This is a genomic window from Marinobacter sp. Arc7-DN-1 (assembly GCF_003441595.1).
GTDB lineage: Bacteria > Pseudomonadota > Gammaproteobacteria > Pseudomonadales > Oleiphilaceae > Marinobacter > Marinobacter metalliresistant.
Window position 1 is genome coordinate 2,135,866 of record NZ_CP031848.1, and the last position, 24,667, is coordinate 2,160,532.

Consider the following 24,667-nt stretch of genomic DNA (forward strand, 5'->3'; position numbering starts at 1 on the left):
AGGTTGTCAGTCCGCCATCAGGGCTTCAATGTCGGCGATGGTTTTGGGAGCCGCATCGGTCAGAACCCGGCAACCGCCCTTGGTCACCACCACGTCGTCTTCAATACGGATGCCAATGCCCCGCCACTTCTCATCCACATTGGTATTGTTCGGCGCGATGTAGAGCCCTGGCTCAACCGTCAGCACCATCCCTGGCTCCAGCTGGCGCCAGGCATCGCCCACCTTGTAATCCCCCACATCATGCACATCCATTCCCAGCCAGTGGCCGGTGCGGTGCATGAAGAAGGGCTTATAGGCTTCGTTGGCGATGGCGTCTTCCACCGTGCCCGACAACAGGCCCAGATCGATCAGGCCCCGGGTCAGCACCTCCAGCGCCGCCTCATGGGGCCGGTTCCAGTGGTTTTCCGGAGAAACCGCCTCAATGGCCTGGTACTGCGCCGCCAGGACCACCTCATACAAGGCACGCTGCTCGGTGCTGAATTTGCCGCTGACCGGGAAGGTCCGGGTAATGTCCGAGGCGTAGCACTGGTACTCGCAGCCGGCATCAATCAACACCAGGTCGCCTTCTTTCAGCGGCGCGCTGTTCTCGATGTAGTGGAGGATGCAGCCGTTGGCTCCGCCGCCGACAATCGAAGGGTAAGCCGTTGATCGGGCACCGTGTTCCATGAAGGTGTGGATCAGTTCGGCTTCCAGGTTGTATTCGAAGCCGCCTTTTCGGGCCCGCTTCATGGCCCGGCAATGAGCCTCGGCGCTGATCTCGCCGGCCTTGGCCATGACCTTGATTTCATTGGCGCTTTTGAAAAGCCGCAGGTCGTGAAGCAGATGCTCCAGAGCCACAAACTCACCGGGCGGGTGGGCACCACTGCGGACCTTGCTGCGAATCACCTTCACCCAGTCCATCACCCGGGCGTCGAAATGATCGTCCCTGCCCAGCGGGTAGTAGACCCGGCTGCGACCTTCGATCATGCCCGGCAGGATGTCATCAATGTCGGAGACCGGAAACGCATCGTCCAGGCCATAACGCTCAATGGCCCCCTCCGGGCCCACCAGAAAACCGTCCCAAAGCTCTTTTTCCGGATGCCGCTCCTTGCAGAACAGGACCGACTCGCCATGTTCCCGCCCCGGGATCAGGGCCAGTACCGCCTCTGGCTCACCAAAACCGGACAGGTAATGAAAATCGCTGTCCTGGCGAAACGGGTGCAGCACGTCCCGGTTGCGAACACGCTCCGGCGCCGCCGGAATAATGGCAATGCTGTCCGGCGCCATCCGCTCCATCAGCTTGCGACGGCGCTCGGCAAACTCCTTCAGAGGTATCATGGAGGTCATACACTCTCCTGCAGTCGTTGGCCTGCTCAGTGCAGGGTCGGCGATTCAGACGCCGGCTTTTCCGGGGCATTGAACTCGGTAAACACCGCCAGCGCCCCCAGCCGGATGTATTCGGTAATCTCCAGTAGCTGTTGCTCGCTTTCATCGTCCGCTTCCTCGTCGTCGGAAAGCTGGCTGATTGCTACCATATCCTCAATCAGCTCGCGAATCTCGTCCGGAGCCTGCCCCAAAGCCTCCCCGGCAGCCAGCGCCATTCCTTCCAGAAATCCCCGCACCCAGGCGACCAGGGCCTCAAGGCGCTGCTCAATGGCGTAATCATCGTCAGGCAATAGAGGATGGAAACTCATGTCGGCCGATTTCAAGAGCCCCAGAGCCTGATCGTAGGCCTTATTCATGAACGGGGCGAGGTCGCCGGACTCCTCGGCAGTGCTCTCGGGCAACCCCATGTGCTCGCACACCATCGCCAACCAGTCCAGTTCTTCAATACGGGATCCGGCAGCCAGCCGCCCACACAGGGCTCCATGCAATTCGGAGGGATGGCTGAACGCCTTGTGGGCGGTAAAGACATTGGCCCAGCGCTCAAATTCAGCGGCGCGGGCAGCACCGGAAGTGTCGGATTCTGACATGAAACAGGCGGATCCTGTGTTGTTGAATGAAGTGCCTATCCTAGCATTCAGGGGATGCCAAGGCACTTCCCGTCGGATGGCCCGATGATACCCCACTGGAGAACACGCCTGAACCCGACAGCAGGCGCCCGGATTCGCAGAGGCGGCTGATCAGTGATCTGCATCACGCAGGGGCTGCAATGACAAGCCTGTAAATTGACCGACTTACCATCCACACTTATAGTTGGCTTTAATAACCTCAAACCACTGCTGGGCACCTCATGGAACAGTCCGAAGTACAGGCATTAGCGGACAAGCTGGACAGGCTGATAGAGCACTGCCAGAAACTGGAGCGGGACAACGCCACACTGCGGGTGCTGCAGGATGACTGGAACCGGGAACGGGTCCAGCTGATGCAGAAGAACGATCACGCGAAGCACAAGATCGAAGCCATGATCGGCCGCCTTCGGGCACTGGAGCATCACTGATGGCACGGCAATCCACCACCGTTGAGGTGAAGATCCTCGACAAGGAATATCTGGTCGCCTGTCCTGAGGAAGAACAGGACGCACTGATCAGGGCCGCAAGGCACCTGGATAGCAAAATGCGGGAAATCCGCGCAGGCGGCAAAGTATTCGGCACCGAGCGCATTGCTGTCATGGCTGCCCTGAACATGACCCATGAATTGCTTGAACGCGACACCATGTCCGACGCCACCAGCACACTGCTCAGGGCCATGGACAACAAACTCGACGGTGCCCTCGGTGACGGCTCGGGCCATTAAAATCCGCACAGAATGCATGACAGGTGTTGCAATCGGCCCCGACCCTGCCCGTATAATGGGATCAACTTCCTGGGCTGTTCGCTATGGTCGGATACGTCCTCGAGCCGATGCGCATTACCCAGGTGGCTACTTCAGGGCATTGTGAGCACGTCCCCGTCAGGGGAAAGCCTAATATGTCACAGCGGCCACCGACCTTGAACTCTGGGTTCAAGGGCAACATCCGATAACGGCAGCCCGGGAAGCTTTATTTTGAGCCAGTTTATCGCCCCCCAACCGTTTGAATACCATCCGGACACCCTTTCGCGCAGTGACCTTCGCAAACGCCTTCGGCAGCACCGGCGCGCGCTTAGTTTCGAGCAGCAGCAACAAGCCGCCGAGTACCTGGCCCTGAACCTGCTGAAGAATCCCGACCTGCACCGCGCCCGCCACATTGCCATCTATCTGCCCAACGACGGCGAGATTGACCCGCATGTCTACCTGGACATTGCCCTGCGCAAGGGCATCCGCTTCTATCTGCCCGTACTGCACCCGATTCACGAAGGCAGACTGGTGTTCAGTCCCTATTACGACGGCGTGGAGCTGACCGCCAACCGTTTCGGCATTCCCGAACCGGCGTTCAGCAAAGGCCTTCGGCGCCCGGCATGGGCACTGGATGCGGTGCTGTTTCCGTTAGTGGGTTTTGATGAGAACGGCGGAAGGCTGGGAATGGGCGGGGGATTCTACGACAGGACGTTTGCCTTCAGCCGGATACGACCACGACTGGCCCCAAAACTGATCGGTCTGGCCCATGATTTTCAGAAAGTAGAAAAGCTGCCAGTAGAACCCTGGGACGTGCCCCTGCACAGCGTGGTTACCGATAAACGGCGTTACCGATTCACCGGCTGACTAATGACCTGAACAGAGCCTACAAGGCTGTTGGCCCTGCCATTTTTGTCTTCTGAGGTGTGGATGGATGTGAAACCGGTTATCACAAGGCCGATGGCAAAAATCAGCACAATGGCTTTGATGATGTCAGGCTTGCCGCCCATGGCTTCAGTTCCTCAAAATGCAGTTTTGAAAGTGTCGGGAAATCAGTGAGCTATTCTTGACTTCAAGAATCAGAAGAAAGACTAACACCTATCTGCACTTTTACAATTTTTGACAGATTAAAATTAGGTAAGCTTTGTGCACGGCGGCCGGCCAGGGTCTGGTAGGGCTTTCCAAAACACGCTGTAAATACGTCCCTGTACGCTTGGCTCCGCCATCCATGGCTCCGCACAGTTTTGGAAAGCCCTACCAGCCCCTGACCTACTCTACGTTAGCTCGATCGTGCATTTCCTTGCCCAAGAAACAGCTGGTAAGCCTCATTGTCCGTCATGTTTTCATAGCGGAAGCCGACCTTGTCCAGCATTTTCTCGAAATCCTGCACTTCGTCATCTTCCACCTGAGCCCCCAACAGAACACGGCTGTAGGCTGCGCCATGGTTTCGGTAGTGGAACATGGAGATGTTCCAGCGGGTGCCCAGTGACATCAGGAACTTCAGCAAAGCACCGGGGCGCTCCGGAAACTCGAACTGGAAAACCTTTTCGTTGGTAATGGTCGGCGCGTGGCCGCCCACCATATGGCGAATGTGCTGCTTGGCCAGGTCGCTGTCGGTCAGGTCGACCACGGAATAGCCATTCTCCCGCAGGTCCTGAACCAGGTCTTCACGGCCGTGGCCACCCGCTGCGATCTGGATGCCCACGAAAATCGTGGCATTGGTGGCGTCGGCATACCGATAGTTGAACTCGGTGATGCTGCGTTTGTGCAGGGCATTGATAAAGGTCTTGAACGCCCCCGGCTTTTCCGGAATGGTCACGGCCAGGATGGCCTCGCGCTTCTCACCGACTTCCGTGCGCTCGGAAATGTAGCGCAGGCGATCAAAGTTCATGTTGGCACCGCTCAGGGTGGCAATCAGGTTTTCGTCCTCAATCTGCTCCCGCTCGATGTACTTCTTGATCCCGGCCACGCCCAGCGCACCGGCCGGTTCGGCAATAGAACGGGTATCCTCAAACACATCCTTGATGGCGGCACAGATTTCGTCGGTGGATACGGTGATCACCTCGTCCACGTGGTCCTTGCAGATCTCCCATGGGTACTTGCCGATCTGCTTGACCGCCACGCCGTCGGCGAAAATACCGACTTCGTCCAGCACCACCCGCTTGCCCGCCTTCATGGCCGCCTGCAAACAGTTGGAATCCTCCGGCTCGACGCCAATTACTTTGACCTCGGGACGCAGATATTTGATGTACGCCGCCATGCCGGCAATCAGTCCGCCACCGCCAACACAGATGAAAATGGCATGGATCGGCTTGCTGAACTGCCACATGATTTCCATGGCCACCGTGCCCTGGCCGGCGATCACATCCGGATCGTCATAGGGCGGGATGTAGGTGTAGCCGTGTTTCTGGACCAGTTCCTGGGCATGGGCAGCGGCTTCATCAAAGGCATCGCCCTTCAGTACCACCCTGGCACCGTGGTCCCGCACTGAGCGCACCTTGATCTCAGGCGTGGTCTGGGGCATCACAATCACAGCCTTGATGCCAAGCTTTTTCGCCGCCAGAGCCACACCCTGCGCATGATTGCCAGCCGAGGCACAGATCACGCCCCTGGCCTTCTGCTCTTCGGAAAGCTGGGCAATCCGGTTATAGGCGCCGCGAATCTTGAAGGAGAACACCGGCTGAAGATCTTCACGCTTGAGCAGAATATTATTGCCAAAACGCTTGGACAGACTACGGGCTTCAGTGAGGGGTGTTTCAATGGCCACGTCATAGACGCGCGCATCGAGAATCTTCTTGATGTAGCGTTGCGGCATAGCAATTCCGGCTTTTGGTTGGTTTGCGGTTGATGGTCGGCTGGGAAAAACCCACAGTGTAGAAAGTTTGCACGCCAGCCGTCTATAAGCAGAGCGCTCTTAAGCGCTATAATGCGTGCAAATCCCATCTGATTTGCAGCCGGAGCCTCCCATGACCCAGGACGAACTGAAAAAAGCCGTCGCCAAAGCCGCCCTTGATTACATCGCCCCTCGTCTGGATAGCGACAGCATCATCGGCGTTGGCACCGGGAGCACCGCCAACTTCTTTATCGACCTGTTGGCCGAGCTGAAAACTGAATTTGACGGTGCCGTCGCCAGCTCCGAAGTCACCGCCGAGCGCCTGAAAAGCCATGGCATTCCGGTCTATGACCTCAACAGTGCCGGCGAACTGGAGTTTTATGTTGACGGTGCTGACGAAACCAACGAGCGCCTGGAGCTGATCAAGGGTGGCGGTGCCGCCCTGACCCGGGAGAAGATCGTGGCGGCGGTCGCCAAAACCTTCATCTGCATCGCAGACGACTCCAAGATGGTCGGTATTCTGGGCAAATTCCCGCTGCCGGTGGAAGTCATCCCCATGGCCCGCAGCCATGTTGGCCGGGAGATCGTCAGACTCGGGGGCGATCCGGTTTACCGGGAAGGCGTAGTGACCGATAACGGCAACATCATCATCGATGTTCACAACATGGACATTTCCCGCCCGATCCAGATCGAGGAAAAGCTCAACAACATCGTGGGCGTGGTCACCAACGGCCTGTTTGCCCGCCGCCCGGCTGATTTGTTGCTGCTTGGCACCAAAGACGGGGTGAAGAGCATTCCCCGCAAGGGCGCCTGAGCCTCCCCTACCTGGATTACGCAACAGAGCTGGCCTTTCGGGCCAGCTTTTTTATTGCCCCACGGAAGGCAAACCAAGCGCTTGCTTGGGTTCAGGAATTACGCGACACTGCTTGCCATTGATTCCGATCAGGGGGGACTCGACCATGTCCGATTACTTCAACGAAACTCACGAACAGGTGCGCCAGACTGCCCGCAAGTTCATCGATACCCATGTGCTGCCCCATATCGATGACTGGGAAGAAGCCGGCGAATTCCCGCGAGCGCTCTACAAAAAAGCCGGCGATGCGGGCCTGCTGGGCATCGGCTTCCCGGAAGCCCTGGGCGGCATCGGCGAAGGGGACATCTTTCTGAAGGTGGCCGTGTCCGAAGAACTCATGCGCTCCACCTCTGGCGGACTCGTTGCCGGCCTCGGCTCCCTGGATATCGGCCTGCCCCCGGTCGCCAAGTGGGCAAAGAAAGAGGTCCGCGAGCAGATTGTTCCGCCGGTACTCCGGGGCGAGAAAATCTCTGCCCTCGCCGTTACCGAACCCGGTGGCGGTTCGGATGTGGCCAGCCTCAAAACCAGGGCCGTTCGCAGTGGTGACCACTACATGGTCAACGGCAGCAAAACCTTCATCACCAGCGGCATGCGCGCCGACCATTACACCGTCGCCGTCCGCACCGGGGGCGAGGGCCACGGTGGCATCAGCCTGCTGCTCATTGACCGGGACATGCCCGGGTTCTCCACCGGCAGGAAGCTGCGGAAAATGGGCTGGTGGGCCAGCGACACCGCCGAACTCTTTTTTGAAGACTGCCGTGTCCCCGTCGACCGACTGATCGGCGCCGAAAACGCCGGTTTCATCGCCATCATGAGCAACTTCCTGGCCGAGCGCCTGAGTCTGTCCATCATGGCCTACATGACCGCCCAACTCGCCTATGAGGCAGCCCTGGAATACGCCCAGCAGAGGCTGGCTTTTGGCCGCAGCATCGCCGGCTTCCAGGTAACCCGCCACAAACTTGTGGACATGGCCACCCAGATTGACGTGGCCCGGGAATACACCTACCGCTGCGCTGCCCTGATGCAGGCCGGCAAGAACCCCATCAAGCAGGTAGCCATGGCCAAGAACTTCTCCGTGGACGTCTGCGAAAAGGTCACCCGGGAAGCCGTGCAACTGTTCGGCGGCATGGGCTACATGCGGGAAACCGTCGTCGAGCGCCTTTACCGGGACGCCAAAATTCTTTCTATCGGCGGCGGCACGACCGAAATCATGAAGGAACTGATTGCCAAGCAGCTCCGGCTCTAGGTTTCGTGGTGTGGAGGCGCATTTGAACCTTGTAGCCCGAGACTTTCGAGGAAGGGGTGTGTCAGGGGCCTCTCCCAAAACACGCTCCTTGCGGCACATCCCTGTGACGCTTGGGCTCCGCCATCCATGGCTCCGCACAGTTTTGGGAGAGGCCCCTGACACACCCCTACGGGATTCAGAGCATGCTTATCCCACAATTCGCATGCGTCGATTCCCGGCCTATCACCAAAGTTCGGGCGGCTATCTGCCAGGACCTTCCGAAAACGTGGAGCGCCAAGGATGGCGCGACCGAGCCCTACAGGGACGTATTTACGGGCGTTTTTCGGAAGGTCCTGGCAGATAGCCGCATGCACAAATGCCAGATACCCAGACAGGAGCCGCTTCAAAGTCCGGCCCGACCAAGGTTTAGTTTCGAACTGCAGGAGACTCCCGTATAATTGCGTCCACTTTTTAACCGCAGTTAGCAGTTAAACGTACCTTAACGTACCAGGAAGGATCGCACATGCAATTCGACAACATCCCCTCAGGTAAGAACCCGCCTGAAGACATCTACGTTGCTATCGAAATCCCGGCCAACAGCTCACCGGTCAAGTACGAACTGGACAAAGACATGGGCGCCCTGCTGGTCGACCGCTTCATGGCTACCCCGATGTTCTACCCGGCCAACTACGGTTTCATCCCGCACACCCTGGCCGACGACGGCGACCCCCTGGACGTGTTGGTAGTAACCCCCTACCCGGTTCAGGCAGGCTCCGTGATCCGTTGCCGCCCGGTTGGCGTGCTGAACATGGAAGACGAAGCCGGTGGTGATGCCAAGCTGGTTGCCGTGCCCCACGACAAACTGACCACCACCTACCATAACGTTCGGGAAATCACCGATCTGCCCGAGCTGCTGCGCGATCAGATCAAGCACTTCTTCGAGAACTACAAGACACTTGAGCCGGGCAAGTGGGTCAAGGTTCAGGGCTGGGACAACGCCGAAGCTGCCAAAAAAGCCATCGTGGATTCCGTGAACGCCTACAAGGGCTGATCCGGTAATTCCAGGGCACAAAAAACCGGGACGCGATGCCCGGTTTTTTTATGCTTGCCCACCCGGGACAGGTCATCAATCACCCCCGGGAAAGCAGATCTCGCATATCACTGATTGCCGCGCTGGCCCGGGAGAGATAGGCGGCCATGGTCAGTGAGTGATTGGCGAGTACGCCAAAACCGCTGCCGTTCAGTACCACCGGGCTCCACATTGGCCCCTGGGCACCCTCCAGCTCAATGATCACCTGTTTCATACTGGACATGGCATTTTTGTCCTGCAGCACCTTCCGGAAGTCCACCTCAATGGCACGGAAGATATGCAACAGGGCCCAGGAACTTCCCCGGGCTTCGTAGAGAACATCATCAATCTGGGTCCAGGGCGTCTTCACATCAATGCCCACTGCCTCTTCCTGCAGTGGGTTATCCATATCCATATTGGCCACTGCATCAGATACCGAGGCCTTGCCGACACTCTCGCCCAGTGTTCTTGAGAGGCTGCCGATTCTGGTTTCAAGGTCCGCCAGCCAGTTTGCCAGATTGTCCGCCCGAGCGTAGAACTGGGCATTGGCCTGCTCCGGACTCGACAGCCGGTTGAGGTAACGCTTCAGGGCTGCGATACCGCGACGGTATTCCGCTTCGGTAGACGGGATGGCCCAGCTTCCGCTGTCAAAATGAAACTGCGGCTCGGCAATGATCAGGTCCGGATCCTCTGCGGACTGGCTCTGGGATCGGGCGATATCGCGGCGCATGGCCCGGGACAGGTCCCGGAGCTGCACCAGCACGCCGAACTCCCAACTGGGCATGTTATCCAGCCAAACGCCAGGCGGGAATATATCGTTGGAGATATAGCCGCCGGGCTTTTCAAGCAGGGTTTCTGCGATCCGGATCATGGTCACCGTGGTCGCGAAACCCGTCACCGGTTCACGCTCCATGGAATTGGCTACAGAGCGGGTATATTCACGAACTGAAAACGCGTCGGGCTCGCTGCTCCAGTACATGCCGAGGACGACCGACACCAGGAGGTACACCACCAGCAAAGCCAGAATGAGTTTGCCAATAACACCGCTGCCCCCGGCATAATCCTGAACATCGTCTTTCCTGCCCCTGAAGTACTGTCTGATTTTGCCTGGCATATGACTTTTAATCCCCTGTCTGTTGATTGTCAGCGGCAAACGGCCGGCCAGGATGGTAACCCATGGCTCCGTCGATACCCAGCGTACAGAGTACCGAGTATTCCGCCGCAGTTTCCACTCCTGTGGGAGCATGGCCCGGCCGGCGATCTGCCCATCCCGGTGATTCGGATAATGAATCGACAGATACCGCCCGCTGGCCAGGTGATTGTGACCTGCACCGCAGAGTTGACAAACATTTACAGTGCGCAACCTACGCCGACAACATTAAACACTATAGACTCTGCAAAAGGACTAAGGTTGAAAAATTGTCCGCACCGGGGAAGGACGACCAATAACGAAAAAGAGACAGGCCGGAGCAGCATGAACGACGAAAGCCAGAAAGAAAAACTCAGGCAGCATTTCGCACGCCGTGTAACAACCCAGGCCCGGGTTGTTCTGGATACCTGGCAAAAGATTCACGAAGACGGTGAGAAGGCCGCGGCTCATCGCGGGGAGTTCGCCGCCGCCACGGACAAACTGGTCCGTTACGCACAACGTTTCGAAATGGTCAGCCACGCCGAAGCGGGCCAGACCATCCTTGAGCTGATCAACCACTGGGAGGCCGGTTCAGCGCTGGACGAGACTCTGGAACGGAAACTCCAGGATGCCATCGAAGCCCTCTCCCAAAGCACGCTGCGCCGGACGGACCGCAACAATCCCGAAGTGCCTCACCAGTTCCGTCGCACTCCGGTTTACATTGCCCTGACCCACCAGGAGATGGCAGCCCGCCTCATCCGTCAGCTGGAGTTTTTCGGCTTCCGGGCCTCAGCCTTTGCCAGTCCCGAAGATCTGACCGAAGCCTGCGCACTGCACAAGCCGGAAACCATTCTGGTGGATGTTAACTTTGGCGGCACGCCCAATGCGGGCATCGCCACCATTGAACATCTGCAGGAACGTCACGACACGCCCATCCCGATCATCTTCGTGAGCGACGAGGACGGTTCCATCGAGACCCGGCTGCAGGCTTCCCGCTGTGGCGGCGAGGAATTCTTCTATCCGGCGGTTGATCCCGGCCAACTGATCGAGAAGATCGAAACCTACACCCATGGCAATACAGTGGAGCCCTATAAGGTACTGGTACTGGACGACTCCCGGGCCCAGGCCAAATACATGGAGACGGTGCTGAAAAAAGCGGGCATGACCGCCCACATCATCACCGACCCGATGCAGATTATTCATGGCCTGGAGGAATTTTCTCCGGAGATCATCATCCTGGATATGTACATGCCAGGCTGCACCGGCATGGAAATCGCCCGGGTAATCCGCCAGCAGGACCGCTTTCACAGCGTACCCATCATTTACCTGTCGGCGGAAGAAGATGTCAGCAAGCAGCTCCACGCAATGAGCCTGGGCGGTGACGACTTCCTCACCAAACCGATCGATCCCAAACACCTGATTGCGACCATTCATAACCGCGGGCGGCGCGCGCGTTCACTGCTGGCGCTGATGATCCGCGACAGCCTGACCGGGCTGTTCAACCACACTCACACCCTGCACCTGCTGGACCAGGAAATTGTCAGGGCACGGCAGAAAGGCCAGCCTCTGTGCTTTGCGATGATCGACATCGACTATTTCAAGAAGGTGAACGACACCTTTGGCCACCCGATTGGAGACCGCGTGCTGCGGAGCCTGTCGATGTTCCTCAAGCAGCGCCTGCGCAAAACCGATCACATTGGCCGCTATGGCGGTGAGGAATTTGCCATCATCCTGCCCAACACCCGCCCAAGCGATGCGCGGAACGTGCTCAACGAAATTCGCGAACGCTTCTCGGAACTGCAGCGGCCAGCGGGGGACAGGGAGTTCAATGTTACCTTCAGTTGTGGCATCGCGGACTGGAATGAAGATACCTCCCAGGCCCTGTGCGAGCGCGCGGACCGGGCGCTCTACACCTCCAAGGAACATGGCCGCAACTGCGTTACCCTGGCGGATTGACCATCCAGCCCCGCCCCTGCCCCGCCGGGCAAGCTTCAGCCCTTGCCCGGCGCCTGCCATTTATGAAACCAACGTCGTATAGAAGTTCTTACCAACGTTCACGACAATGACTGTCATCAACGGAAAGATCCCGTTTCGCTTCATTTGCCGTCTTTTTACGACCAATGGACAACAGGGAAGATTGTCAAAAAGTGTTGATCTGAGGGAAACAAGCACGCACCATTGAGGGAACTTGCCGTTAATTTCGGCGATCCTGTTAAAAGACATCAAGGCAGACAGAACCATGTCGACAATTCTCGTGCTCCATGGCCCCAACCTCAACATGCTCGGCAGCCGAGAGCCAGAGGTCTATGGTTACGAGACACTGGCCGATATTGACGACCGGCTGCGGTCGCGGGCGGCAGAGCAAGGCCACCACCTGCTGCACCTGCAGTCAAACGCCGAATACGAACTGATTGAGCGGGTTCACGAAGCCCGGGCGGAAGGCGTGGATTTCATTATTATCAATCCTGCGGCTTTTACCCACACCAGCGTTGCCCTCAGGGATGCCATGCTGGCTTCGGGGATCCCCTTTATCGAAGTGCATCTTTCCAACGTGCATGCGCGGGAACCCTTCCGGCATCACTCCTATTTCTCGGATATCGCCAAAGGCGTTATCTGTGGGCTGGGCAGCCAGGGGTACGACCTCGCACTTCAGGCCGCCCTGAAACGCATTCACCGATAGACCTGACAAAACGGGACTGGACTGACTATGGATATTCGCAAAATCAAGAAACTGATCGAGCTGCTCGAGGAATCTGATGTCGAGGAGCTGGAGATTCATGAGGCCGACGATTCGGTGCGCATTTCTCGCCGCCGCGAGCCGGCCGCCGGCACCCACTACATGAGCCATTATCCGGCCCCCGCGCCGCAGGCGGCCCCCACTCCGGCGGCCTCTGCACCGGCCGCGGAAGAACCATCAGCGCCGGCAGCTCCGGCCGGCCACACCCTGAAATCCCCGATGGTGGGCACGTTCTATCGCTCCCCGTCTCCCACTGCCAAGGCATTTGTGGAAGTCGGCCAGACCGTCAACGTGGGTGATGTGGTCTGCATCGTGGAAGCCATGAAGATGATGAACCAGATCGAGGCTGACAAGAGCGGAACCATCACGGAGATCCTGGTCGAGAATGGCCAGCCGGTCGAGTTTGACCAGCCCCTGGTCGCCATTTCCTGAACGGGGTAATAGTTACTCATGGCCATGTTAGAGAAAGTACTGATCGCAAACCGGGGTGAAATTGCCCTCCGGATTCTGCGCGCCTGCAAGGAGCTGGGCATCAAGACCGTGGCAGTGCACTCCCAGGTCGACCGTGATCTGATGCACGTACGCCTGGCAGACGAGTCTGTCTGTATTGGCCCCAACAGTCCGACCGACAGCTACCTGAACATCCCGACAATTATCAGTGCGGCAGAAGTCACCGACTCCGTGGGCATTCACCCCGGCTATGGTTTTCTTGCCGAGAACGCCGATTTCGCCGAACAGGTCGAGAAAAGCGGATTCCGTTTTATCGGGCCCAAGGCCGAGACCATTCGCCTCATGGGTAACAAGGTGTCTGCCATCAACGCCATGATCAAGGCGGGCGTTCCAACCGTGCCGGGATCAGACGGCCCGCTCGACGAAGACGAAGAACGGACACTCCGTATTGCCCGGGAAATCGGATACCCAGTGATGATCAAGGCCGCGTCCGGCGGCGGTGGTCGCGGTATGCAGGTGGTCCACTCGGAAGCGGCCCTGCTCAAGGGTGTCCAGATTACCCAGAGCGAGGCCAAGAATGCCTTTGGCGATCCGACGGTGTACCTGGAGAAATTCCTGGAAACACCCCGGCACGTGGAGGTTCAGGTGCTGGCCGACATGCACGGCAACTGCATTCATCTGGGCGACCGTGACTGCTCCATGCAGCGCCGGAACCAGAAAGTCATTGAAGAAGCTCCGGCTCCGGACGTCAATCCGGAATCCCGGGAGCGCACCCTCAAGGCCTGCACCGATGCCTGCAAGGAAATTGGCTACGTTGGCGCCGGTACCTTTGAGTTCCTGTACCAGGACGGGGAGTTTTATTTCATCGAAATGAACACCCGGGTTCAGGTTGAGCACCCGGTCTCCGAAATGGTGACGGGCGTGGACATTGTCCGCGAACAGCTGCGTATTGCCAGCGGTCTGCCGCTGCAGTACACCCAGGATGATATCCGCATTTCCGGGCACGCCATCGAGTGTCGGATCAACGCGGAAGACCCGAAAACCTTCGTACCGAGCCCGGGCAAGGTCACACACTTCCACGCGCCTGGCGGTAACGGTGTGCGGGTTGATTCGCACCTTTACAGTGGCTACACGGTACCGCCGTTCTACGATTCACTGATCGCCAAACTGATCACCTGGGGTGACGATCGCGAGATCGCACGGCGGCGCATGAAGAACGCGCTGGACGAACTGCTGGTCGAGGGCATCAAGACCAACCAGTCCCTGCATCGAAAACTGGTACGCGACGGTGGTTTTAAGCAGGTAGACTTCACCATCCACTACCTCGAGAAACTGATGCGGGATTAATCATGCCCTGGATACAACTCCAGATCCCGGCTGATCCGGATAACGCGGATCAGCTGGAGGATCTGCTCATGGAGATGGGCTCTGACGCCGTCTCCATGGAAGATGCCGCCGACCAGCCCCTGTACGAGCCGGACCTCGGCACTACCCCGCTCTGGAGCCAGACCACCGTCGCCGGATTATTCGAATCCGACCGGGATATCGAGCAGCTTTGCGCCGATATCCGCGATGCCTGGCACCAGCAAACCCAGCAGGCGCTCCCGGAAATCGAAGTGACACTGGTTGAAGACAAGGACTGGGAACGGGCCTGGATGGGCGATTTCCAGCCCCTGAAATTCGGTGAACGGCTCTGGATTGTTCCCAGCTGGCACGAGGCTCCGGACCCGGACGCCGCCAATCTGATGCTGGACCCCGGCCTCGCCTTTGGGACCGGCACCCACCCGACGACTGCCCTCTGCCTGGAGTGGCTGGACGGACAGGATGTGCAGGGCAAGCAGGTCATCGATTATGGCTGCGGTTCGGGCATTCTTGGCCTGGCTGCCCTGTTACTGGGCGCAGACCATGTGATTGGTGTCGATACCGACCCCCAGGCCCTGGAGGCCAGCCGGGGAAACGCTCGCCGGAATGGCGTCGACGACAGCAAGCTGGACCTCTATCTGCCGGAGGACGAGCCCGACACCCAGGCGGACGTCATGCTGGCAAACATCCTGGCCCAGCCACTGATCGGCCTTGCGCCCCATCTCGCGGCACGGACCAGACAGGGCGGAGATCTGGTACTGTCCGGCATCCTGTCTCATCAGGCCCGGGAAGTGATGGCGGCCTACCAGCCCTGGTTCGTTATGGACGAACCCGAACAGAGGGAAGAATGGATACGCCTCACAGGGCGGCGTAACGACAGGTGACGAATACGGTCTTAACGACTAAACTCCGACACTCGTAGCCCAGTCGCTTTCAGGAAGAAGCATGACCCAAAGCAGCCTGCAGACACAGTGCCCGAATTGCCAGACCCGTTTCCGGGTAACCGACGAACAGCTTGGCATTGCCAAGGGCAAGGTGCGCTGCGGGAACTGCATGAGCGTATTCAATGCCATCGAGCACCAGGTCATTCCCGCCACCGGCCAGAGAGCCGGGACCTCAACCGCCCCTGAAAAGCCGTCACCCAAGTCACCACCATCGGACTCCGCCGGCGTCAGCGAGGAAGAGTTCGTCTTCGCCGACAACCCTGAAGAAGACGCGGCAGAAGGCCGTTATGCCGGCACCAAACTGACCTTTTCCGACGACGAACTCAGCGACAGCTTCCGGAGCTTCGACGAACGCGAAGCGACGGACTACAAGGATGCCGACACCGACACCTCGAACGAAGATGTGGATGAAAGCTGGGCAGAAGCCATCCTGAAAGACGACGAACCAGCGCGCCGGGAACAGACACCTGCCCCCCGCTCCGAACCGAAGCCTGAGCCGGTGCCCAAACCGGAACCAGAGCCCGAACTGAGCCTTGAAGAAGAACCGGTATTCGAACAGGCCCAGCCACCCTCACCGGCCCGCCCCGAACCCGCCAGCGCCAGTGATCCCTTCGACGACTTTGTTGGCGAGTCCGGCTTTGATTTTGATGAGCCAGATCGCCCGGGGGACTCGTTCCATGCCGAGCCACCCTTCAGGGACCTCCGACGAGATCCCGTCGGCGTTGACCCGGGCAGGGGTGGCGGCATCCGGACCCTGGTCTGGAGTCTGATTGTTCTGGGACTGGTGGGGGTTCTGGTCGCCCAGGTGACCTGGTTCCAGTTTGATCGCCTGTCGGCCATCCCGGAGCTGCGACCGTTTTACGAGAAGGGCTGCGAACTGGCAGGCTGCGAGCTCAAACCGCTGATTAACGTCGATGCCATCCAGAGCCGGAAGCTGGTGGTAAGGACCGACCCGGATAACCGCTCCCAGCTTGTTGTTGATGCCGTAATTATCAATCGCGCCGACTTTGAACAGCCGTTTCCGGTCATTGCCCTGACTTTCTCCAACCTGAACGGCGATGTGGTTGCCCAAAGCGTGTTCACACCTGGAGAATACCTGGCCGGGGAAGGCAAAGAACTGGACGCCATGCCGACTGACACGCCCGTTCGAATCGCCATCAGCATCCGGGATCCTGGCCGCGATGCCGTGAACTATAACATTCTGTTCCGCCCCGACTCACCCTGACGCAGCAGGCAGGTATTTACTCGGCAGGCATTGCCGGCGGCCATCGCGCAGAACAAAAGTCAACCAGAAAGAGCGAAAAATAATCAGTTTTTTCGCCATCAAGCCCCTTCAATCAAAGTGCCCCCGGCGGTATCATTAGCGCCCTTCGGATGCTGGATCGGTCATTAATTGAACAACCGCTCAGGTCCGGCCTTGCTAAACCCGCTGTGACACGGACTCAGATCATGCTGCCAATGGCAAAAATCGGGCCGTACACCTTGCCCAATCCATTGATTGTTGCGCCCATGGCTGGCGTAACAGACCGCCCGTTCCGGCTGCTGTGCCGGAGACTCGGTGCCGGCCTGGCAGTGTCGGAAATGGTTATAGCGGACAGCAAGCTCTGGCATACGCGCAAGTCCATGACACGCCTGAACCACGAAGGCGAACCGGAGCCACGCTCGGTGCAGATTGCCGGCGGTGATCCACAAATGCTGGCCGACGCCGCGCAACAGAACGCCCGGTTCGGAGCCCAGATCATCGACATCAACATGGGTTGCCCAGCCAAGAAAGTCTGTAACAAGGCGGCGGGCTCGGCACTGATGAAAGATGAAGTGCTGGTCCGCGATATTCTCGAGGCGGTGGTCAACGCAGTCGATGTTCCTGTGACTCTGAAAATGCGTACCGGCTGGGACCGGGACAATCGCAATGCTCTGGTTGTTGCCCGGATGGCCGAGGGCGCTGGCATACAGGCCGTGGCCATCCATGGCCGGACCCGTGCGGATAAATACGAGGGAAACGCGGAGTACGACACCATCGCCGAGGTAAAATCCCGCATTGGCATTCCGGTGTTTGCCAACGGTGACATAACCTCACCGGAAAAAGCGCGGGATGTGCTCCGACACACCGGCGCCGATGGCTTGCTGATCGGCCGTGCGGCCCAGGGCAGCCCCTGGATCTTCCGGGAGATTCAGCATTTCCTGGAAACCGGTCGCCATATGCCCGCCCCGGCACTGGACGAAGTGGAGGAGATCCTGAGCGAACATCTGCAGGCCCTGCACAGCTTCTATGGCGAGACCATGGGTGTGCGCATTGCCAGAAAACATGTGGGCTGGTATCTGCAGTCCCACGATCCGGGTAAACAGTTCCGTAAAGGCTTCAACGCCATCAATGATGCGCTGGAGCAGAGAGACACGATTCAACGGTATTTTGCAGGCTTACGAAATGGAGAGGTATTCGCAGCATGAGCGCTGAGACTTTGGCAAACGACAACCTGAGCACCCCGGCCAACGATGACACCCATCAGTTGCAGACGGTGAACAACAGCGGCAACAGTGTCACCCTGCGTGACAGCGTTGAGGTTGCCCTGAAAAACTACTTCGCCCAGCTGGATGGCGCTCCGGTCACCGAGGTCTATCAACTGGTCCTTTCCGAGGTGGAAGCCCCGCTGCTGGAACAGGTGATGAAGTACACCCGCAACAACCAGACCAAGGCTTCCACCATGCTTGGGCTGAACCGAGGGACCCTGCGCAAGAAGCTGAAGCAGTACGGTCTGCTATAATCCAGACATTCTTAAGGAGCCTCCCGGACACCATTCGCGAGGCCCTTATTCGTTCATCTCCAGCGAAGAAAGTGACCCATGGCACATCAGGCTAACACCTCCGTCCGTCGCGCGCTGATCAGCGTGAGTGATAAAACCGGCATCGTCGATTTCGGACGTGCCCTGACCGAACGCGGCGTCGAGCTGCTCTCCACCGGTGGCACCTACCGGCTTCTGAAAGAAAACAGTATCCCGGTAACGGAAGTCTCCGATTACACCGGTTTCCCGGAGATGATGGATGGCCGGGTAAAAACCCTGCACCCGAAGATCCACGGCGGCATCCTTGGCCGGCGGGGCACCGACGATGTCGTTATGTCCGAGCATGGCATCAGCCCCATCGATATGGTCGTGGTGAATCTTTACCCCTTTGAGGAAACCGTGGCGAATCCGGATTGCGATCTGCCAACGGCCATAGAGAATATTGATATCGGCGGCCCGACCATGGTTCGCGCTGCCGCCAAAAACCATAACGACGTCGCCATTGTGGTGAATGCGTCCGATTACAGCCGGGTTCTGAAAGAGCTGGATGCCAACGATGGCCAACTGAGCTACAGCACCCGTTTCGATCTGGCGGTCAAGGCGTTCGAACATACCGCCGGTTACGATGGCGCCATCGCCAACTACCTGGGCGGCCGCACGCCGGACAACGACAACGCCGATTTCCCGCGCACCTTCAACGCCCAGTTCGTGAAGGTCCAGGACATGCGTTACGGTGAAAACCCGCACCAGCGCGCGGCTTTCTATGCCGAGCGCAACCCGAAGGAAGCCTGCGTGGCCACGGCCAGGCAGTTGCAGGGCAAAGAACTGAGCTACAACAACGTGGCCGATACCGATGCCGCCCTGGAATGTGTGAAACCCTTCGCGGACCCGGCCTGTGTGATCGTCAAGCACGCTAACCCCTGCGGCGTTGCGATCGGCGCCGACATTCACCAGGCCTACGATCTGGCCTTCGCCACCGACCCCACTTCGGCCTTCGGCGGCATCATTGCCTTCAACCGGGAGCTGGACGCGGAGACCGCGAAAGCCATCATCGACCGCCAGTTTGTGGAGGTGATCATCGCCCCCACCATCGCCCCCGAGGCCGTGGAGCTGGTGTCTGCCAAGAAGAACGTGCGTCTGCTGGCCTGTGGCGAGTTTGACGGCGACCGCGCGCCCGCCATGGACTTCAAACGCGTGACCGGCGGCCTGCTGGTGCAGGACCGGGATCTGGGCATGGTGGCTATGGAAGACGTCAAGGTGGTCACCGAACGCCAACCGTCCGAGCAGGAGCTCAATGACCTGCTGTTTGCCTGGGAAGTGGCGAAATACGTCAAGTCCAACGCCATTGTCTACGCCAAAGCCGGGCGCACCATCGGTGTCGGCGCCGGCCAGATGAGCCGCGTTTACAGTGCCAAAATTGCCGGCATCAAGGCGGCCGATGAAGGCCTGGAAGTGAAAGGCTCCGTGATGGCCTCAGATGCCTTCTTCCCGTTCCGGGACGGCATTGACGCCGCCGCCGCCGCAGGCGTTACCGCTGTTATCCAGCCGGGCGGTTCCATGCGCGATCAGGAAGTGATCGACGCGGCAAACGAGCACGGCATCGCCATGGTCTTCACCGGTATGCGCCATTTCAGGCATTAATACGTGAACATGGGGTCAGAACCACAATTCTGACCCCGAACCGACTCGTGAACATAGGAAAGTGGGGTCAGAAGAAAGCCTTCTTCTGACCCCGGGTTAACCGGCTTCAAGGTAGAAAACTCATGAATATTCTTGTAATCGGCAACGGCGGACGTGAACACGCCCTGGCCTGGAAAGCCGCCCAGTCCCCAAAAGCGGATCGCGTGTTTGTGGCACCCGGTAACGCCGGCACCGCCCGGGAAGCCGGCCTGGAAAACGTCGACATCGACGTGATGGATTTGGACGGCCTGGCCAACTTCGCGGCGACCAACAATGTAGGGCTCACCATTGTCGGCCCAGAAGCTCCCCTGGTAGCGGGTATCGTGGATAAATTCGAACAGCGGGGCCTCAGGGTCTTCGGCCCGAGCGCAGGTGCTGCCCAATTGGAAGGCTCGAAAGCCTTCACCAAGGATTTTCTGGCGCGCCACGACATCCCGACCGCGGGCTACGGCAATTTCACCGACGTCGACGAAGCCCTGGCCTATGTGCGCCAGCAGGGTGCCCCGATTGTGGTCAAGGCTGATGGCCTGGCCGCCGGTAAAGGCGTGATTGTTGCCATGACCCTGAAAGAAGCCGAAGACGCGATCCGGGACATGCTTGCGGGCAATGCCTTTGGTGATGCCGGCAGCCGTGTGGTGATTGAGGAATTCCTCGAAGGCGAGGAAGCCAGCTTTATCGTGATGGTGGACGGCGAACATGTGCTGGCTATGGCCACCTCCCAGGATCACAAGCGCGTCGGCGATGGCGACACCGGTCCCAATACCGGGGGTATGGGCGCCTATTCACCGGCGCCGGTGGTGACCACCGATGTTCACCAGCGCATCATGGACGAAGTGATCTATCCGACCGTGCGCGGCATGGCGGCCGAAGGTCATCGCTACAAGGGCTTCCTCTATGCCGGCCTGATGATCGATACCAGCGGTGCCCCGAAAGTCATCGAGTTCAACTGCCGCTTTGGCGACCCGGAGACCCAGCCGATCATGCTGCGGATGAAGTCCGACCTGGCTGAACTGTGCAATGCCGCCATCGATGGCAGGCTCGATCAGTGTTCCTCCGAGTGGGATGAGCGCGCCTCGGTCGGTATCGTTCTGGCGGCCGGCGGCTACCCGGGCAGCTACCACAAGGGTGATGTCATCTCCGGCCTGCCCGACACCGACACCGACGGTGAAAAGGTCTTCCACGCCGGAACCCGGCTCAATGGAGATCGGGTGGTCACCAACGGGGGGCGGGTACTCTGTGCCACGGCTCTGGGCAATACCGTCACCGAAGCACAGAAGCGTGCGTATGAGCTGGCCTCCCGGATCCGGTGGGATGGCGTGTTTTATCGCAAGGACATCGGCCACCGCGCCATCGGCCGCGAGACCCACTGAGCCTGGCCGACCGATCCGATCCTATTCTCAATCCCCGGCCGACCGGGGATTTCTTCGCCTGACCTGACACCTGCCTGCGTCATAAGCACTGACTATTGACTTTATAGTTACGGAACCGTAAAGTTTCGCCCGAACGTAATAGTAATGATTGTCACTTACATTTCGAAAAACAAATGGTAATGGAGATTAACCACATGTTTAAACCTTCCCGCTTATCACTGGCCGTGGCTGTCAGCCTTGCCCCGGGCGCCAGTTGGGCAGTCGGCGATGATCAGCCCCAGATGCTTGAACCCATGGAAATCATTGGCGATGCGTCCGCAGCCCAGACCTTGCCAGGGTCAGGCTACGTCGTTGGTGAGGAGCAGTTGAAAACCGAGGTTGAGACCGACATCAACCAGGTACTGAAAACCGTCCCGGGCGTCTATGTGCGGGAAGAAGAAGGCCTGGGCCTGCGCCCCAATATCGGCATCCGCGGCGCCACGGCCGAGCGCAGCAGTAATATTACCCTGATGGAAGATGGCATTCTGATCGCACCGGCGCCCTACTCCAATCCGGCCGCCTATTATTTTCCGACACTGAAGCGCATGTCCTCGCTGGAAGTACTCAAGGGTGCCCCGCTGCTGCGCTATGGCCCGCAAACCACCGGTGGTGTCATCAACCTGATTTCCACACCCATTCCCGATCAGCGGCAGGGCTATGTTGAGACAGTCACCAACGACCGCGGCTCCACCGACGTTCATGTAACCTATGGTGACACGGCCGGCGACTGGGGCTACCTGCTTGAGACCGTCCAGCGCTCCGCGAAAGGCTTCAAGGAGATTGACCGCAGTAACCGCGATACCGGCTTTGATATCGAAGACTATGTCGGCAAGCTGCGCTGGCAGGGAGAGCGCCAGAGCGTGACCGCCAAGCTGCAATACTCCGAAGAAACCTCCAACTCCAGTTACCTCGGCCTGACCGATGCGGACTTCAGCCAGGATCCGAACCGGCGTTACGGGTTGTCCAGCATCGATCAGATGAACAATACCCACTCCGGTATCAGCCTGACCCATCAGTTCGACTGGAGTAATACCGTAAGCAGCACGGCCACCCTCTATCGCAACGACTTCAAGCGGAACTGGTTCAAGCTCAGCGGCGGCGGAAGCATCATCGACTCGGCAAACGGCGGCGACGCCAATGCCCAGGGTATTCTGGACGGCACAGTTGACGCCAGCGGCCTGGATTACAAAAACAACGCCAGGGACTACCTGTCCGAGGGCGTGCAGGTAAACTTTGATGTCGACATGGGCAGCCACCAGTTTGATTTCGGCGCCCGCTACCACGAAGATGAAATGGATCGTTTCCAGCCGGTCGATGTTTATGACCAGGTCAACGGCTCTCTGGTGTTCCAGAACACTGTCGCCCCCACGGGCAGCAATAATCGCTTTGAGACCGGCGAAGCCCTGAGCTTCTGGGCGCTCGACACCTGGCAGGCGACGGACAAGCTCAGCGTTAACCTCGCCCTGCGCTACGAGGATGTGAAAACCGGTCGCACCCAATACGCGGATCCCGGCCGCACAACCGTCGACAGCACCCGCGCCAATGACAGTGCTGAACTCCTGCCCGGCGCTTCCTTTACCTATGACCTGTCCCAAAGCTGGCAGGTTCTGGGTGGCGTGCACCGGGGTTTCTCCCCTCTCGGGGGTGGTGCCACGGCAAACGAAGAGCCGGAAACCAGCAAGAACTGGGAGGCCGGCCTCCGGTACTTTGGCAATGCGTTCTTCGCGGAAATGATCGGCTTCTACAGCGACTTCTCCAACAAGGCCGAAAACTGTTCCGTGGGCTCGCCGTGCAGCAATGGCGCAACCTCTGGCAGTTTTGTAACCGGCGAGGCTGAAATTTCCGGTGTTGAGTTCCAGCTCCAGACCGGCACCCGGGCGGGCGAGTTCTACCTTCCGGTCAGCCTTACCTACACCTTTACCCAGGCGGAAATCAGCAAGGACAATGCCGCTTCGGGCCTGAAAAAAGGCGAGCAGCTCAAGGACGTACCTGAAAACCAGATGAGCTTCCGGACAGGCATGGAACACCCGAGTGGCTGGGACAACTACCTTGTGGCCACCTACGTCGATGAGATGTGTGTCAGCGCGGGATGCAACAACACCGCCACGAAACTGGACGAGACCGAGTCCCTGTTCCTGGTCGATTTCATCAGCCGCTACGCACTGACCGCCAGTGCCGATGTCTTCCTGAAAGTGGACAACCTGTTCGATGAACAGCAAATTGTCTCACGTTTGCCCGATGGCGCCATGGCGAACCTGCCGCGCACCGCTTCACTGGGGTTAAGCGTTAATTTCTGACGAATGACCGGGTTGGCCTGGTTTCCGGGCGAACCCGCTGTGAATGGCCCACTGATGAGACCCGGCCCGTTGGCCGGGTCTTTTTTTAGTGCGGGCAGGGGAAGCAATTCCCATTTCCCGGCCCTAGAGTAAGGTAGACTGCGGACACAAAGTTCCGACCACATCGCCCAAAGGAGTCCCTTCGATGCGCCGCCCGTCACCGGTATACCTGCTGATCATACTGGCCGCTTCCCTGCTGTTCAGTGCCTGCTCTCGTCAGGACATCTACCAGACCGCGATTGATTTTGAACGATCATCGGCGGGTCTGGAGGCGGCGAGCGTGGCAGTGGGCAACCTTGACATCGCCTATCTCAGGAACCAGGAAGTGAGCGCAGGCGACACCATCGTCATGATCCATGGCTTCGGGGCCAACAAGGACAACTGGACCCGTCTGGCCGGCCACCTGACCGACGACTTCAATGTCTATGCGATCGATCTGCCGGGGCATGGTGACAGCAGCAAGCCCCTCGACATCGGCTACCGCCTGGAAGATCAGGCCGGTTATGTCGCACGCATCCTCGACGCGCTGTCGGTTGATAAGGCACACGTCATGGGTAACTCCATGGGCGGGGCGATTACCGCGCTTTACGCCGCCAATCATCCGGACAAGGTGCAATCAGCGGTACTGTTCAGTCCCGCCGGCATCCTGGAATACGAGAGCGAACTGGTGGATCTGGTTAAGGCCGGTGACAACCCCCTGATTCCGAAACAGCCCGGTGACTTTGAACGCCTGATGGACTTCGCACTGGAGAAAAAACCGTTTGTGCCCTGGCCCATTATGGGCGTGCTGGAGGAGCGCGCCATCGCCAACCGGGAGGTCAACGAGGTCATCTTTGCCGCCATTCGCGATGCCGGTTCCGGGGCAGATTTCCGCAATGCCATCACCCGGATCACGGCGCCGGTACTGGTCGTCTGGGGCAAGGAAGACCGGGTCATCAACTACCGTAACGGTGAGATCTTTGTGGCGGCGATACCCGATGCCTGGCTGGAGGTGATGGAGGGAATCGGCCACGCGCCGATGCTGGAAGCCCCCGAGGAGTCCGCACAACTGTTCCGGCAATTTATCGGGCCGCCGGCGGAGTAAACCGGATTTCCGCAAAAGTCATGGAATTCCGCCCTCAGCGACT

General features: G+C 58.9%; 23 protein-coding genes and 1 other RNA gene. 19 read left to right on the forward strand and 5 right to left on the reverse strand.

All coding sequences use genetic code 11. The features are described 5' to 3' along the window. Positions 1-6: 6 nt before the first annotated feature. Both pepP and D0851_RS10055 read right to left on the reverse strand, forming a co-directional pair. Positions 7-1,326, reverse strand: a complete 1,320-nt coding sequence (pepP, locus tag D0851_RS10050) for a Xaa-Pro aminopeptidase (protein ID WP_117618533.1) — start codon at positions 1,324-1,326, stop codon at positions 7-9. 26 nt (positions 1,327-1,352) lie between these two features. Further along, the gene (locus tag D0851_RS10055) at positions 1,353-1,952 is read right to left on the reverse strand and encodes a UPF0149 family protein (protein ID WP_117618534.1); all 600 of its coding nucleotides are present in this window, start codon (positions 1,950-1,952) and stop codon (positions 1,353-1,355) included. Positions 1,953-2,212: 260 nt separating this feature from the next. Here D0851_RS10055 and D0851_RS10060 point away from each other — a divergent pair, with 260 nt between their 5' ends. The 4 genes from D0851_RS10060 (at position 2,213) to D0851_RS10075 (ending at position 3,600) form a co-directional block, all read left to right on the forward strand. Then, positions 2,213-2,419 (forward strand): TIGR02449 family protein, encoded by a 207-nt coding sequence (locus D0851_RS10060; protein WP_117618535.1) that lies wholly within the window; start codon positions 2,213-2,215, stop codon positions 2,417-2,419. Then, a complete protein-coding gene (locus D0851_RS10065) occupies positions 2,419-2,715 on the forward strand; it encodes a cell division protein ZapA (RefSeq protein ID WP_117618536.1) in 297 nt (98 codons plus the stop codon). Before D0851_RS10060 ends, D0851_RS10065 begins: the two co-directional genes overlap by 1 nt. 63 nt (positions 2,716-2,778) lie before the next feature. Further along, a non-coding RNA gene (gene ssrS / locus D0851_RS10070) (6S RNA) lies at positions 2,779-2,960 on the forward strand. A 4-nt stretch (positions 2,961-2,964) separates the two neighbouring features. Then, positions 2,965-3,600 (forward strand): 5-formyltetrahydrofolate cyclo-ligase, encoded by a 636-nt coding sequence (locus D0851_RS10075; protein WP_117618537.1) that lies wholly within the window; start codon positions 2,965-2,967, stop codon positions 3,598-3,600. On the opposite strand, the gene D0851_RS20190 is transcribed toward D0851_RS10075, so the two are convergent. Together D0851_RS20190 and ilvA are read right to left on the reverse strand one after the other, a co-directional pair. Continuing rightward, complete coding sequence (locus D0851_RS20190) at positions 3,582-3,743, reverse strand: hypothetical protein (RefSeq protein WP_162893715.1); 162 nt, start codon at positions 3,741-3,743, stop codon at positions 3,582-3,584. The genes D0851_RS10075 and D0851_RS20190 overlap by 19 nt on opposite strands. A gap of 269 nt (positions 3,744-4,012) precedes the next feature. Next, a complete protein-coding gene (ilvA, locus tag D0851_RS10080; RefSeq protein ID WP_117618538.1) occupies positions 4,013-5,548 on the reverse strand; it encodes a threonine ammonia-lyase, biosynthetic in 1,536 nt (511 codons plus the stop codon). A gap of 151 nt (positions 5,549-5,699) precedes the next feature. Between ilvA and rpiA the strand changes: the two genes are divergently transcribed. From rpiA to ppa, 3 genes are all read left to right on the forward strand, one after another. Further along, positions 5,700-6,380, forward strand: a complete 681-nt coding sequence (rpiA, locus tag D0851_RS10085; RefSeq protein WP_117618539.1) for a ribose-5-phosphate isomerase RpiA — start codon at positions 5,700-5,702, stop codon at positions 6,378-6,380. Positions 6,381-6,525: 145 nt separating this feature from the next. After that, entirely contained in the window at positions 6,526-7,665 is a 1,140-nt protein-coding gene (locus D0851_RS10090; protein WP_117618540.1) for an acyl-CoA dehydrogenase family protein, read from the forward strand. Positions 7,666-8,167: 502 nt separating this feature from the next. Then, positions 8,168-8,695, forward strand: coding sequence for an inorganic diphosphatase (gene ppa, locus D0851_RS10100; protein ID WP_117618542.1), 528 nt, complete (start codon positions 8,168-8,170; stop codon positions 8,693-8,695). Positions 8,696-8,774: 79 nt separating this feature from the next. Here ppa and D0851_RS10105 read toward each other — a convergent pair whose 3' ends face one another. Next, a complete protein-coding gene (locus D0851_RS10105; protein ID WP_117618543.1) occupies positions 8,775-9,827 on the reverse strand; it encodes a DUF2333 family protein in 1,053 nt (350 codons plus the stop codon). Between the two features lie 360 nt (positions 9,828-10,187). Here D0851_RS10105 and D0851_RS10115 point away from each other — a divergent pair, with 360 nt between their 5' ends. From D0851_RS10115 to D0851_RS10170, 12 genes are all read left to right on the forward strand, one after another. Continuing rightward, positions 10,188-11,798: a diguanylate cyclase gene (locus D0851_RS10115; RefSeq protein ID WP_117618545.1), complete on the forward strand. Its 1,611-nt coding sequence runs from the start codon at positions 10,188-10,190 to the stop codon at positions 11,796-11,798. A 283-nt stretch (positions 11,799-12,081) separates the two neighbouring features. Further along, entirely contained in the window at positions 12,082-12,522 is a 441-nt protein-coding gene (aroQ, locus tag D0851_RS10120; RefSeq protein ID WP_117618546.1) for a type II 3-dehydroquinate dehydratase, read from the forward strand. Positions 12,523-12,549: 27 nt separating this feature from the next. Then, a complete protein-coding gene (gene accB, locus D0851_RS10125) occupies positions 12,550-13,011 on the forward strand; it encodes an acetyl-CoA carboxylase biotin carboxyl carrier protein (protein ID WP_117618547.1) in 462 nt (153 codons plus the stop codon). 18 nt (positions 13,012-13,029) lie between these two features. Further along, on the forward strand, positions 13,030-14,376 hold the full coding sequence (gene accC, locus D0851_RS10130; RefSeq protein WP_117618548.1) for an acetyl-CoA carboxylase biotin carboxylase subunit: 1,347 nt from the start codon (positions 13,030-13,032) through the stop codon (positions 14,374-14,376). 2 nt (positions 14,377-14,378) lie between these two features. After that, on the forward strand, positions 14,379-15,275 hold the full coding sequence (gene prmA / locus D0851_RS10135) for a 50S ribosomal protein L11 methyltransferase (RefSeq protein ID WP_117618549.1): 897 nt from the start codon (positions 14,379-14,381) through the stop codon (positions 15,273-15,275). Between the two features lie 61 nt (positions 15,276-15,336). Further along, positions 15,337-16,560 carry a DUF3426 domain-containing protein gene (locus D0851_RS10140; protein ID WP_117618550.1) on the forward strand — a complete coding sequence of 408 codons (1,224 nt, stop codon included), beginning with the start codon at positions 15,337-15,339 and terminating at the stop codon, positions 16,558-16,560. A 224-nt stretch (positions 16,561-16,784) separates the two neighbouring features. Next, positions 16,785-17,783: a tRNA dihydrouridine synthase DusB gene (gene dusB / locus D0851_RS10145; RefSeq protein WP_117618551.1), complete on the forward strand. Its 999-nt coding sequence runs from the start codon at positions 16,785-16,787 to the stop codon at positions 17,781-17,783. After that, positions 17,780-18,097, forward strand: coding sequence for a DNA-binding transcriptional regulator Fis (gene fis / locus D0851_RS10150; protein ID WP_117618552.1), 318 nt, complete (start codon positions 17,780-17,782; stop codon positions 18,095-18,097). Before dusB ends, fis begins: the two co-directional genes overlap by 4 nt. A gap of 78 nt (positions 18,098-18,175) precedes the next feature. After that, complete coding sequence (gene purH / locus D0851_RS10155) at positions 18,176-19,756, forward strand: bifunctional phosphoribosylaminoimidazolecarboxamide formyltransferase/IMP cyclohydrolase (protein ID WP_117618553.1); 1,581 nt, start codon at positions 18,176-18,178, stop codon at positions 19,754-19,756. 122 nt (positions 19,757-19,878) lie between these two features. Then, entirely contained in the window at positions 19,879-21,165 is a 1,287-nt protein-coding gene (gene purD, locus D0851_RS10160) for a phosphoribosylamine--glycine ligase (RefSeq protein ID WP_117618554.1), read from the forward strand. A 194-nt stretch (positions 21,166-21,359) separates the two neighbouring features. After that, positions 21,360-23,501 (forward strand): TonB-dependent receptor family protein, encoded by a 2,142-nt coding sequence (locus tag D0851_RS10165; RefSeq protein WP_117618555.1) that lies wholly within the window; start codon positions 21,360-21,362, stop codon positions 23,499-23,501. 184 nt (positions 23,502-23,685) lie between these two features. Next, complete coding sequence (locus D0851_RS10170) at positions 23,686-24,624, forward strand: alpha/beta fold hydrolase (protein WP_117618556.1); 939 nt, start codon at positions 23,686-23,688, stop codon at positions 24,622-24,624. The last annotated feature ends 43 nt before the right edge of the window (positions 24,625-24,667 follow it).